The organism is Pseudomonas sp. 2, assembly GCF_056627435.1.
In genome coordinates this window covers 56578-69875 of record NZ_JBWXNG010000010.1, presented here as the reverse complement: position 1 = coordinate 69875, position 13298 = coordinate 56578, and the positions used below count along the sequence as shown (strand labels likewise).

Annotated in this window: 8 protein-coding genes; 7 read left to right on the top strand and 1 reads right to left on the bottom strand. The window is 64.6% G+C overall.

Going from position 1 to position 13298, the window contains the following annotated elements:
- Positions 1 to 284: 284 nt before the first annotated feature.
- Positions 285 to 5141: an NAD-glutamate dehydrogenase gene (locus AC1MEK_RS17575; protein ID WP_480397554.1), complete on the bottom strand. Its 4857-nt coding sequence runs from the start codon at positions 5139 to 5141 to the stop codon at positions 285 to 287.
- 545 nt (positions 5142 to 5686) lie between these two features.
- On the opposite strand from AC1MEK_RS17575, the gene AC1MEK_RS17570 reads away from it, so the two are divergent.
- The 7 genes from AC1MEK_RS17570 (at position 5687) to AC1MEK_RS17540 (ending at position 13163) form a co-directional block, all read left to right on the top strand.
- Positions 5687 to 6043 (top strand): hypothetical protein, encoded by a 357-nt coding sequence (locus tag AC1MEK_RS17570; protein ID WP_480397553.1) that lies wholly within the window; start codon positions 5687 to 5689, stop codon positions 6041 to 6043.
- A 269-nt stretch (positions 6044 to 6312) separates the two neighbouring features.
- Positions 6313 to 7272 (top strand): AAA family ATPase, encoded by a 960-nt coding sequence (locus AC1MEK_RS17565; RefSeq protein ID WP_404631271.1) that lies wholly within the window; start codon positions 6313 to 6315, stop codon positions 7270 to 7272.
- Positions 7273 to 7276: 4 nt separating this feature from the next.
- A complete protein-coding gene (locus tag AC1MEK_RS17560; RefSeq protein ID WP_480397552.1) occupies positions 7277 to 8221 on the top strand; it encodes a DUF58 domain-containing protein in 945 nt (314 codons plus the stop codon).
- Entirely contained in the window at positions 8218 to 8712 is a 495-nt protein-coding gene (locus AC1MEK_RS17555; RefSeq protein ID WP_480397551.1) for a DUF4381 domain-containing protein, read from the top strand. Before AC1MEK_RS17560 ends, AC1MEK_RS17555 begins: the two co-directional genes overlap by 4 nt.
- On the top strand, positions 8705 to 9772 hold the full coding sequence (locus AC1MEK_RS17550; RefSeq protein ID WP_480397550.1) for a vWA domain-containing protein: 1068 nt from the start codon (positions 8705 to 8707) through the stop codon (positions 9770 to 9772). Before AC1MEK_RS17555 ends, AC1MEK_RS17550 begins: the two co-directional genes overlap by 8 nt.
- Positions 9769 to 11487, top strand: coding sequence for a tetratricopeptide repeat protein (locus AC1MEK_RS17545; protein ID WP_480397549.1), 1719 nt, complete (start codon positions 9769 to 9771; stop codon positions 11485 to 11487). The genes AC1MEK_RS17550 and AC1MEK_RS17545 overlap by 4 nt, the downstream gene beginning before the upstream one ends.
- Positions 11484 to 13163, top strand: a complete 1680-nt coding sequence (locus AC1MEK_RS17540) for a BatD family protein (RefSeq protein ID WP_480397548.1) — start codon at positions 11484 to 11486, stop codon at positions 13161 to 13163. Before AC1MEK_RS17545 ends, AC1MEK_RS17540 begins: the two co-directional genes overlap by 4 nt.
- Positions 13164 to 13298: the final 135 nt, after the last annotated feature.

The window sequence follows — 13298 nt, the reverse complement described above, 5'->3', positions numbered from 1 at the left end:
GACGCCACCCCGGTCGCTCCCACATTGTCTGCAACGTGCCATAGCCTGCGGGACCGAGGGGTGAGCCTTGGTGCATGGCTCTGGATTTCAAGCGAAAGCACAAAGCAGACAACGGGGTCTGTCAGGCAGCGGCACGTTGCAAAAAATGTAGGAGCGACCGGGGTGGCGTCCCACCTTGCTCGCGAAAAGCGCCCGAAGGGCACCAGAGTAAGAATCTCAAGCCAACCACAAAAAAACCCCGCATCTCGCGATACGGGGCTTCTCACTACCACTCAGCTAACGCCTCAAATCACCGAAGCCTGCCCACTCATGGCCAGATCCAGCAACTCCCGGTTGGCCACGGCGTACATCGCGTAGTCATTGCCGCTCGCCGCACGCAGTTCGACCAGCATGGCCTTCCAGCGGTCGACCATCGAAGCGTGCTGTTCCAGCCACAGGTTCAGGCGCTCTTCGACGTTTTCCGGGCCGTTCGGCATTTGCAGGACGGAGACGGTGATCGCGCGCTGTTGCCAGTCGACGTCGTCGCGGAACGCTTCGCGGGCCAGGGCCTGCCAGTTGTTTTCCACCGGCAGGGCGCTGATCTGCTGCAGATACCAGGTGATGTCCAGCGAGCTGCCCACGGCGAAGTAGACCTTGGCCACGTCGGCGGCGTTCTGGCCGGTGACGTCGGACGCTTCGATGATCGGCAGCAGCGTGTACAGGTGCGTGGTGCCTGCCACCATGCGCGCCAGCAGTTCAGGCACGCCAGCCTCGACGTATTCCTGATAACGCGCCTGCCAGACTTCACGGGGTGGGCCTTCCAGCAGTTCGTCGAGTTTCAGGCCCAGTGCCGCCAGGTGCGGACCGAAGTGCGCAACGTCACGCGCCGCGTCCAGTTCGTTGCGACGGCTGCGCAGGAACCAGCGGGTGGCGCGACGGCCCAGACGCATGATCTCGTCCATCAAGGCCAGCTGGATTTCGGCCGGAACCTTGTAGTCCAGCGCCTCGATCTGACGGAACCAGTGCGGCAGGTGGAAGATGTCGCGCACGATCACGTAGGCACCGGCCACGTTGGCCGCGCTCATGCCGGTCGACTCCTTGAGCCGCTGCACGAAGGTGATGCCCATGTGGTTGACCAGGTCGTTGGCGATCTGGGTGCTGACGATTTCGCGCTTCAGACGGTGGCGGCGCATGGAATCGGAGAACTTCGCGCCCAGCGACGGCGGGAAGGCGGTTTCCATGTCGCGGGCCAGGTAGTCGTCGTCCGGCACGCGGGATTCGAGCAGCGCTTCCTTAAGGTCGATCTTGCTGTAGGAGATCAGCACCGACAGCTCGGCACGGGACAGGCCTTTCTGTTCGGCGATGCGCTCGGCCAGCTGGTCTTCGGCCGGCAGGAACTCGATGGCGCGGTCCAGCTTGCCACGGGCTTCCAGGTCGTTCATCAGACGCTTGTATTCGGCGATGCGCTCGTAAGCGCGACGGGCCGCCAGAGACAACGCCTGAGTCTGCTTGTAGTTGTTGCCCAGCACCAGATTGCCGACTTCGTCGGTCATGCTTTCGAGCAGCAGGTTGCGCTGCTTCTCGGTCATGTCACCGGCCTGCACCACTTCGTTGAGCAGGATCTTGATGTTCACTTCGTGGTCGGAGCAGTCCACACCACCGGCGTTGTCGATGAAGTCGGTGTTGGTGGCGCCGCCCAACAGGCCGAACTCGACGCGACCCAGTTGGGTCATGCCCAGGTTGCCGCCCTCGCCCACCACCTTGCAGCGCAACTGGTTGCCGTTGACGCGCACGGCGTCGTTGGCCTTGTCGCCCACGTCGGCATGGCTTTCGGAGCTGGCCTTGACGTAAGTGCCGATGCCGCCGTTCCACAGCAGATCCACCGGCGCCTTGAGCAGCGCGTGCATCAGTTCGGTCGGGGTCAGCTTGTCGGCGCTGATGTCGAAGCGCTCTTTCATCTGCGGCGTGATGGTGATGCTCTTCAGGCTGCGCGGGAAGATACCGCCGCCTTCGGACATGATGCTGGTGTCGTAGTCGGTCCAGGCCGAACGCGGCAGGTCGAACAGACGCTGACGCTCGGCGAAGCTGGTCGCCGGATCCGGGTTCGGGTCGATGAAGATGTGCAGGTGGTTGAACGCGGCCACCAGTTGCAGCTTGTCGGACATCAACAGGCCGTTGCCGAACACGTCACCGGCCATGTCGCCGACGCCGATCACGCTGACGCTGTCCTGCTGGACATTGATGCCGCGCTCGCGGAAGTGGCGCTGTACGCCGACCCACGCGCCCTTGGCGGTGATGCCCATCTTCTTGTGGTCGTAACCGGCCGAGCCACCGGAGGCGAACGCGTCGCCCAGCCAGAAGCCGTAGTCGATGGCGATGCCGTTGGCGATGTCGGAGAAGGTCGCGGTGCCCTTGTCCGCCGCCACCACCAGGTATGGGTCATCGTCGTCATGGCGCACGACGTTGGCTGGCGGCACCAGCACGCCTTCTTTCAGGTTGTCGGTGATGTCCAGCAGGCCCGAAATGAAGATGCGGTAGCAGGCGATTGCCTCGGCCTGCACCTCGTCGCGGGTGCCGGTGGTCGGCAGGCGACGGGGCAGGAAGCCGCCCTTGGCGCCGACCGGGACGATGACCGAGTTCTTCACCTGCTGGGCTTTGACCAGGCCCAGCACTTCGGTGCGGAAGTCTTCTTCGCGGTCCGACCAGCGCAGGCCGCCACGGGCAACGTTGCCGAAACGCAGGTGCACACCCTCGACGCGCGGCGAGTAGACGAAGATTTCGAACTTCGGCACCGGCTTCGGCAGCTCGGGGATCAGGCGCGGGTTGAACTTGAAGCTGAAGTAGCTCTTGTTCTGGCCGTTGGCATCGGTCTGGTAGAAGTTGGTGCGCATGGTCGCCTTGATCAGGTCAAGGTAGCGACGCAGGATGCGGTCTTCGTTGAGCACCTGAACGTCGTCCAGGGCGGTGAGGATCGCGGTTTCCAGACGCTGTTGCATGTCGTCCAGGTCGCCGCCCGACAGCTTGCGCGCCAGGTAGAAGCGGGTCTTGAACAGACGGGTCAGCTCGCGGGCGATGTCGGCGTGGTTGTTCAGGGTGCTGGCGATATAACCCAGGTCGAAGCCCAGACGGATCTGCTTCAGGTAACGGGCATAAGCGCGCAGCAGCGCCACGTCGCGCCATGGCAGGCCGGCAGTCAGCACCAGGCGGTTGAACGCATCGTTTTCGGCGTCGCCGCGCACGATGTGGACGAACGCGTCCTGGAAGGTGTCGTTGAGCTGTTGCAGGTCCAGGTTCAGGCCTTCGGCGTAGGTGAAGGCGAAATCATGAATCCAGTACTCGCGACCGTTGGTGTGACGCAGGCGATACGGGAACTCGCCCAGCACGCGCAGGCCGAGGTTTTCCAGAATCGGCAGCACGTCCGACAGCGCCAGCGGGGTATCGGCGTGGTACAGCTTGCAGTGCAGCTGCGCCTTATCACCGGACAGCGGCTGATAGAAGCTCATCACCAGCGGCTTGGCTTCGGACAGGCCCAGCACATGCTGCATGTCGACCACCGCCGAGTGCGCGGCGAAACGCTCGCGGTAACCGGCCGGGAAGCCATTGGGGAAGTCGGCCAGCACGTTGGTGCCCTGGGCTTCGCCGAAGCTTTCGATGACAAGGCTGGCGTAATCGTCCTTCCATGAACGGCAGGCCTGGACCACTTCGTTTTCCAGTTGCTGCGGGTCGATGTCCAGGGTGACTTTCGGGTCCACCCGCAGGATCAGTTGCACGCGGGCCAGTACCGACTCGGAGAAGAAGGTCCAGAACTCGCAGTCGCTGGCCTTCAGGCGCTCCATCAGCACCTGCTGGATCTTCTGCCGCACTTCAGTGGAGTAGATGTCGCGCGGCACATAGGCCAGGCAGTAGCAGAAGCGGCCGTACGGATCCTTGCGCAGGAACACGCGAATCTTGTTGCGCTCCTGGATCTGCACGATGGACATGACGGTGCTGAACAGCTCGTCCACCGGGGTCTGGAACAGGTCGTCGCGCGGCAGCACTTCGACCACTTGCGCCAGTTCCTTGCCCAGGTGGGCCTTGGCGTCGAAGCCGGAGCGGCGCTCGATTTCGGCGACCTTACGGCGGATGTACGGGATGTTGCGCACGCTTTCGCCATACACCGACGAGGTGTACAGGCCCATGAAGCGGCATTCCTTGATGACGCGGCCATTGGCGTCGATCTGGCGGATCGACACGTAGTCCGGGTACGCCGGGCGGTGCACGCGGCTTGGGTGCGCGGCCTTGGCGAAGGACAGCAGCGTCGGCTCATGCAGGTAGTTCACCGCATAGCCTTCGATGTGCAGGTCTTCAGGGGTCAGGCCTGCGCGCAGCAGCTTGGTCAGGCCCAGGAACGACGCCGGATCGTAGGTCAGCTGGCCGCCGTTGCCGTCGCCCTCGACGGTGAACTCTTCGTAACCCAGGAAGGTGAAGTGGTTGTTCACCAGCCACTCGAGGAACACCTTGACCTCGGACTTCTCGTCCGGGTCGATGGCAAATTCGGAAGCATCGATGCTCGCCAGCAGGTCGTTGACCTTGGCTTTCATCGGCAGGAAGTCTTCTACCGCGACACGCACCTCGCCCAGCACCTGCTCCAGCTCACGTGCCAGCACGTTGAGCTCGGCCGGGTTGGCGCAGCGGTCGATTTCCAGGTACATCAGCGATTCTTGCAGCACGCCCTCGCCCAAGGTGCCTTTTGGCAGCACTTCGAGCAGTTGGCCCTTCTCGTCGCGACGCACGCTCAGCACCGTAGTCTGCAGCGTGTGGATGCTGTAGCCGCGGCGGTTCAGCTCGGTACGGACCGAGTCGACCAGGAACGGCAGGTCGTGGTGCAACACTTCAACGGCGGTGTGGGTGGACTGCCAGCCATGACGCTCGTAATCAGGGTTGTACACGCGCACCTGCGGCGTGTCGTGGGTGAAGCGCTCGAGCAGACGCCAGGCCGACAGGGTGCAACCGGCAAGGTCGGAGAGTCTGCGTTGAGTGAGTTCGTCCAGAGAAATGATGCCGAAGAACTGATCGGCGAACAGCGCCACTTGTGGCAGTGCCTGTTCGCTGATGTGCTGGGCCAGTGCCGCTCGCAGTTGATGCTGGAAGTCGGACTTGCTGGCTGCGGTGAAGAACGCCATCTGTGGTACTCCGCTTGCTTGGCTTTTATATAGGAGAGATGCGTGTTTCGGGGTCGTTCATGGGTACAGGTGTGTCAATTCGCGTCTGATCGATAATAGTCAGCAAATCGTGACAAGGCGCGATACCTGCACACATGCCTTTGTACTAACGCTCGTCGTGTGTGCGTCGTCACATTGCCCCCCGAGTGAAATTCGGTGCGGTGTCTGCCCAGGCAGGCTCGACCGCACGTCCGATCATCTGCTGCGAAGCTTAACGACAGCGGCCCCGCGCCCGCTTGCAGGGCTGCGACATATTCGGACATCGGGTTGAGAACCGGCATGGGCCATGCCGAAGAGGAATAGTGTCAAGACCTGCACCGCCTTACCCCTGTGGGAGCCGGCTTGCTGGCGAAAGCGGAGTGTCAGACGCTGCAACTGGAGCTGACACACCGTATTCGCCAGCAAGCCGGCTCCCACAGAAGCGCGGCGCTCGGTAGGAGAGGAAGTTTTCCCCCAAGACTGGCAAAATCCCGCTTTGTCCGAACCGAACCACAGGATCCGCCGCCATGCACATGACCACTGACAGCTTCATCCACAACCCTTGCGATGATGAAGAAGACGACATGGCGCTGGTCTGCTGCCATGGCGACAACGGCGACCTGTTTCTGCTGGCGCGCTTTCCGGACGAGGACGAGGTGGACATCACCTTCCGTGACGACACCATTCACGTCGAGCAGTTGAAAGTGACCCTGAGCGCAACGCTGTTGCGGGTGGAAATCGACGCGGCAGATGCCGGGCCGTTCGGTGGCGAGACCACTTACGAAATCACTCACACCACCCTGGACAACGAGCTGGGCGATCTGGACGAAACGCTGCGCATCCTGCTCAAGGATGTGGGCAGTTACGTCAGCGAAATCGGCTGAGCCTGTATCGCATCACACGCCCCGTAGCAGCACGGCTTGCCGGCGACAGGGCCCTCATGATCGCCATCGCCGGCAAGCCGGACTGCTACGGATCTGCGCTCGAACGCAAAACCTGTCCGACAATCCTGTAAATCGCCCCACGTACCGGCGCAGATACTGAAAAAACCCCTCCCCCGATTAGTCGCCACCCCCTCGGATGGATTAAAGTAACGCCCCCAGCCTCGGCGCCGTTTTGGCGCCCATGCGTCCTCTGCCAGGAACCGTCACCGATGGAACATCGTGAAGCGTTGATCGCGCTGCGAACCTTTCTCTCCACTCAGATTCTGGGGCAGGAGAAACTGGTCGAGCGCCTGTTGATCGCGCTGCTTGCCGACGGCCACATGCTGGTCGAAGGCGCCCCGGGCCTGGCCAAGACCAAGGCGATCAAGGAGCTGGCCGAAGGCATCGAGGCGCAGTTCCATCGCATCCAGTTCACCCCTGACCTGTTACCCGCCGACATCACCGGCACCGAGATTTATCGCCCGGAGACTGGCAGCTTCGTGTTCCAGCAGGGGCCGATCTTCCACAACCTGGTGCTGGCGGATGAAATCAACCGGGCGCCGGCCAAGGTGCAATCGGCGCTGCTGGAAGCCATGGCCGAGCGCCAGGTCAGCGTGGGGCGCAGCACTTACGATTTGTCGCCACTGTTTCTGGTGATGGCGACCCAGAACCCCATCGAGCAGGAAGGCACCTATCCCCTGCCCGAGGCGCAGCTGGACCGCTTCCTGATGCACGTGAAGATCGGCTTTCCCGACGCCACGGTCGAACGCAAGATCCTCCAGCAGGCCCGCGGCGAAGCGCTGCACGGCGAGGCCAAACCCGATCGGCGGGTCAGCCAGCAGGCGATCTTCGCCGCGCGCAAGGAAATCCTCGGCCTGTACATGGCCGACGCGGTGGAGGAATACCTGGTGCAACTGGTCATGGCCACGCGCACCCCGGCCAAGTTCGACGCCGAGCTGGCCGAGTGGATCGGCTACGGCGCCAGCCCGCGCGGCTCGATTTCCCTGGACCGCTGCGCCCGCGCCCACGCGTGGCTCGCGGGCCGCGACTTCGTCAGCCCCGAAGACATCCAGGCGATGGTCTTCGACGTGCTGCGCCACCGCATCATTCTGTCGTTCGAAGCGGAAGCGGCAGGCATCGATCAGGACCGCGTGATCCAGCGCATTCTCGACGTCGTTGCCGTCGCCTGAACCCATGCAACCCTATCTGATTTCCCAACCGGGCATCCGCATCAGCCTCGCCGAGCTGATCGAGATGCGCCATCGCGTGCGGGAAGTGCAGCTGTTTTCGTCGCCCGGCCGGCGCAGCCCGTTGATCGGCCTGCACCACTCCAAGCTGCGCGGGCGTGGCGTGGACTTCGATCAGGTGCGGGTCTATCAGGCCGGCGACGACGTGCGCACCATCGACTGGCGCGTCACCGCGCGCACCCAGGAGCCACACACCAAGCTGTTTCATGAAGAACGCGAGCGGCCGATTTTCATCATGGTCGAGCAGAGCCGCCGGCTGTTTTTCGGCTCGGGGCTGATGTTCAAGTCGGTGCTGGCCGCGCAAGCCGCCGCGCTGATCGGCTGGGCCGCGCTGGGCCACAACGACCGGGTCGGCGGGCTGGTGTTCGGTGACAACCAGCACTACGAGATCAAACCGCGGCGCAGCAAGCAGAGCCTGTTGCAGTTGCTCAACCGTCTGGTGCGAGTCAATCAGTCGCTGCACACCGAAGCGGTGGACGATCGCGACTCCTTCGGCGTGGCCTTGCGTCGCGCCCGGGAAGTGCTGCGGCCCGGCAGCCTGGTGTTCATCCTCTGCGACGAGCGCACCTTGTCGGACTCCGCCGAGCAGCAATTGGCGCTGCTGTCGCGCCATTGCGACCTGCTGCTGTTGCCGCTGTCGGACCCGCTCGACCACGCGCTGCCCGCTGCCGGCCTGCTGCGCTTTGCCGACCGTGGCGCGCAGCTGGAACTGGACACCCTCAACCCCGACCTGCGCCAGACCTACCGCGCGCAGAGTGAAGCCCGTCAGGCGCGTTGGGAATTGCTGTCGCAGAAACTGCGGGTGTTGATGATCCCCCTGAGCACCCAGCGCGAGATGGTCGAGCAACTGCGCGACTACCTCAACGAGCAGCAACCGGTGCGAGCCAAATGAGCCTGCTGGACCAGCTGCAGCCAATGATCCGCCCGGAACCGGTAGGTTTCTGGCCGCCCGCACCCGGCTGGTGGCTGCTGCTGGTTCTGCTGCCGGCGCTGGGTTACGGCCTGTGGCGCGCGCGGGTGCTGCTGCCGAAAAAGGCCCGCACCGAAAACAGCGAACCGCCGCTGGACCCGCGCCGCCAGGCCGCACTCCTGGAGCTGGCGCAACTGCCCAAGCCCTACGACGGCGCACCCGCCGGCGCCTGGCTGCAACAGATCAACGGCCTGCTCAAACGCCTGTGCCGTAACGACTACCCCTACAGCCAGAGCCACACCCTGAACGGCCGCAAATGGCTGGCGTTCCTCGACAACCGCTGCCCGGCCGCAGGCCTGACCCGCTGGATGATTCTGGTGGAAGGCGCCTACAAGCCCGAATGCAAGCTCGACGACAAGGCCATCAACGGCCTGACCCAGTCGGTCGAAACCTGGATTCGCAAGCATGTTTGAATTCGCGCAGGTCTGGCTGTTCGCCCTGCTGCCGCTGCCGTGGCTGCTGCGTTTCGTGCTGCCGGTGGCCGACAGCGGCGAGGCCGCGCTGAAAGTCAGCTTTCTCAATGAACTCGAAGGCCTGGCCGGGCGCCGTGCCCGCGCGCACCTGCCGGGCTGGCGTCGACAGTTACCGTTCGTCACCCTCTGGCTGTTGCTGCTGATCGCTGCAGCCCGCCCGCAATGGCTGGGCGAGCCGCTGCCGGTGGCTGCCAGTGGCCGCGATCTGTTGGTGGCAGTGGACGTGTCGGGGTCAATGGATTACCCGGACATGGTCTGGCAGAGCGACGAGGTCAGCCGCCTGACCCTGGTCAAACAGCTGCTGGGCGATTTTCTTGAACAGCGTCAGGGCGACCGCGTCGGCCTGATCCTGTTCGGCAGCCAGGCCTATCTGCAGGCGCCGCTGACCTTCGACCGCAGGACCGTGCGCGTGTGGCTGGACGAAGCGCGCATCGGCATCGCCGGCAAGAACACCGCCATTGGCGACGCCATTGGTTTGGCCCTCAAGCGCCTGCGTTCGCGCCCGGCCCAGAGCCGGGTGCTGATTCTGGTCACCGACGGCGCCAACAACGCAGGGCAGATCGACCCGGCCACTGCCGCGCGGCTGGCGGCCGGTGAAGGGGTGAAGATCTACCCGATCGGCATCGGCGCCGACCCGGACAAAGGCGCCACCAGCATTCTCGGCCTGAACCCGAGCCTGGACCTGGACGAACCGGCTCTGCGGGAAATCGCCGAGATCACCGGCGGCCAGTACTTCCGCGCCCGCGATGGCGAGCAGTTGAAAAGCATCGGCAAGACCCTCGACACCCTGGAGCCGGTGGCCCAGCAACCGACCCAGGCCCGCCCTGCCATCGAGCTCTACCACTGGCCGCTGGCCGCGGCGCTGCTGTTGAGCATCCTGTTGGTGATCCACGAGCGCTGGCCGCACAACCCGCTGTATCGCTTCCTCGCGCGCCAGCCGGTGCTGCATCAGGGCCCGCAATGGCGTCAGCGCTTCAAGCGCTTGCGGAGGCGTCGATGAGCAGCGTCTGGCCTCATGTATTGCGCCCCTGGTGGCTGCTGATCCTGCCGTTGCTGGTGTGGCTGATCTGGCGGTTGTGGAACCGGCAGAAGCGTGTAGGCCGCTGGCAGATGATTCTGCCCAGCGCCTTCCACTCGACCTTGCTCAGCGGCGGCAGCGGCCGCGAAAGCAAGCTGCCGTGGATCGTCCTGTCGCTGGGCTGGCTGCTGGCCCTGCTGGCGCTGATCGGGCCGAGCTGGCAACGCGTGGAGCAGACCAGCCAGAAACCGGTGGACCCGCTGGTGGTGGTGCTGGAGCTGACCCCGGAAATGCTCGCCGCCGACAGCCCGCCGACCCGGCTGGAACAGGCCCGGCGCAAGCTGCTGGACCTGTTACAGGTGCGCAGCGATGCGCAGACCGCGATCATCGTCTATGCCGGCAGCGCCCACACCCTGGTGCCGCTGTCGGACGACCTGACCACCAGCAAGAACCTGCTCGATGCCATCAAGCCGTCGATCATGCCCGAGAGCGGGCAGCGCGCCGACCTTGCGGTGCTCAAAGCGCGGGACCTGCTGCGCCAGGCCGATCTGGGTCAGGGCCGTCTGCTGTGGATCGGCTCGTCACTCAATGAAACCGAGCGTCAGGGCATTCGCCAGGCCATGAATGACCACCCGCCGCAGTTGCTGATGCTGGGCGTCGGCACCGCCGAAGGCGCGCCGGTGGCCCAGGAAAAAGGCGGTTTCCTCAAGGACGCTCAAGGCGCGATTCTGGTGCCGCGCCTGGAAAGCGCCAGCCTCAAGGACTTCGCCGAGAGCCTGGGCGGGCAATACACCCCGCTGCAATTGGTGGATGCCGACCTGCGCGAACTGGGGTTGCTGGCCACGCCTACCGAATTGCGCAGCATGGGCCGGACCGTGCAGCTCGACAGCTGGGCCGACCAGGGCTACTGGCTGTTGCTGCCACTGTTGCTGCTGGCCGCCTGCGCCGGGCGCCGTGGCTGGGTGCTGTGTCTGCCGCTGCTGATGGCCATCCCGCAACACAGCTACGCGTTCGACTTCGAAGACCTGTGGCGCCGCCCCGACCAACAGGGCCAGCACCTGCTGCAGCGGCATCGCCCGGCCGAAGCCGCCAGGCATTTCGAGAACGTGCAATGGCAAGGCATCGCGCTGTTCGAGGCCGGCGACTTTGCCGCTGCCGCTCAGCGCTTCGCCCAAGGCAACACTGCCGCTGACCATTACAATCGCGGCAACGCGCTGGCCCGAAGTGGCGAGCTGGAAGCGGCCGTCGACGCCTACGAACAAGCGCTGGAACGGCAACCCGAGTTCCCCCGGGCTGTGGCCAACAAGGCACTGGTCGAGCAGCTCATCGAGCAGAACCGCCAGGCCGCCGCCGAAGACCAGAGCGAAGGCAAGACTGAAAGCGAAGACGACGCCAGCCAGGCGCAGACCGGCGAAGCCCAACAGCAACAGAGCGACCAACAAGCGCAGGCCCAGGCCAGCGAAGACAACGCCTCGAGCAACCCGCCGCAGTTTTCCGGCAATGCCCAGGCGCCGGACGCCTCCCCGGATGCCGATGAACCGACCCAGGCGCCCAGCCGCCCGGTGGACACCCAGATCAACGCCGAACAGCGCCAGGCGCTCGAACAATGGCTGCGGCAGATTCCGGACGAACCCGGCGAGCTGCTGCGGCGCAAATTCTGGTACGAACAACAGCAACATCAGGAAAAGAGCAAATGAGTCGTGTGCACCGGGTGATCATCGTCTGGCTGCTGTGCCTGTTCGCCCTCGTGGCGCGCGCCGACGAGCCTGCGCAGACCTTGCAGGCCAGCGTCGATCGCACGCGAATCAACACCGGCGAGACCGTCGAACTGACCCTGGAATCCGACGACGCAACCTTGTTCGGCAAGCCGGACATGGCCCCGCTGGACGCCGACTTCGAAGTGCGCGACACCCGCCAGCTCAACAGCCTGACCACCCTGGAAGGGAACGTCCACGCCACCACCCGCTGGCTGATCACCCTGATGCCGCGCCACAGCGGCTCGATCGAGATTCCCTCGCTCAAGCTCGGTGAGCTGGTCAGCCAGCCGATCGCCCTGCAAGTGGTCGAGGTCGAAGCGTCCCAGGCCCAAGAGCAGAAGCTCGCGCCGGTGTTCATGGAAGCCAGCCTTGATCAGGATACGGTCTACGTGCAGGCCCAGGCGGTGCTGACCGTGCGCATCTACCACTCGGTTTCGCTGTTCGATGACAGCAACCTGACGCCGCTGCAGGTGCCAGACACGCGCATCGAAAAGCTCGGCGACACCCGCACCTACGAGAAGCAGATCAACGGCATCCGCCATGGCGTGATCGAAATGCGTTACGCCCTGTACCCGCAGCAGAGTGGCGACATGACCATTCCGGCGCAGGAATTCAGCGCGACCATGGTCCAGGACATTCCCGAAACCCAGGCCGCCGCCACCAGCCAGCCGACCGTGGCCACCAGCCCCAAGCCGGGCAAACTGATGCGCGTGACCTCGCTGCCGCTGGCGTTGAAGGTCAAGCCGCAACCGGCGCACTACCCGGCCAACACGCCGTGGCTGCCGGCGCGCAGCATCACCCTGAGCGAAGACTGGAACCCGGACCCGGCCCACGTGCAGATCGGCGATTCGCTGACCCGCACCCTGGTGGTCACCGCCGAAGGCTTGTCCAGCGCGCAGCTGCCGCCGCTGCCGGTCTCGGAAGTCAGCGCGCTGCGGCGTTATCCGGATCAGCCGCAGTTGAGCAATCAGGCCAGCGAGCGCGGCCTGGTGGGCACCCGCGAAGAACGCGTGGCGCTGGTGCCGAACCGGCCCGGCGCGATCGAGATTCCGGCGGTGGACCTGGTCTGGTGGAACACCCTGGAAGACCATCTGGAACACAGCGCCCTGCCCGCCCGCACCCTGCAAGTCAGCACCAACCCGGCGCTGGCGGTGGACATGCCGGTGAGTGACAGTTCCGGTGCGAGCGTGATCGGCCCGCCGGTATGGCCGTGGCAGTTGAGCACCGTGCTGCTGGCCTTCACCACGCTCTTGGGTTTCGCCCTGTGGTGGCGTGCCCGCGCCTTGCCAGCCGTGACCCGCGCCGCGCAAGCCGGCCCCAGCCCGCGCACGGTGCTGGACGACCTCAAGCGCGCCAGCCTCGCCAACGACCCCCAAGCCACCCGTCAGGCGCTGGACGCCTGGGCCCGGCAGCAGCCGGAAACCCTGGCCGACATGGCCGCGCGCTTCGTGCCGCTGTCCGATGCACTGGACGGCCTGAACGGCGCGCTGTACAGCGAAACCGGCAAGCTGTGGCTGGGCGAAGAATTGTGGCGCGCCGTCAAGGCACTGCCCGCCATCGAGAAACCGCTACAAGCCAACGGCGCAGACAGCCTGCCGCCGCTTTATCCGAAATGAACATGCCGATTGCCCACATGACCAAAACACCTGTGGGAGTGAGCTTGCTCACGAAAGGGCCGGTACAGCCGCCAGGTCTTCAGCGGCTGGACGTCATTCTTCGTGAGCAAGCTCACTCCCACAAGGTTCTCGGCA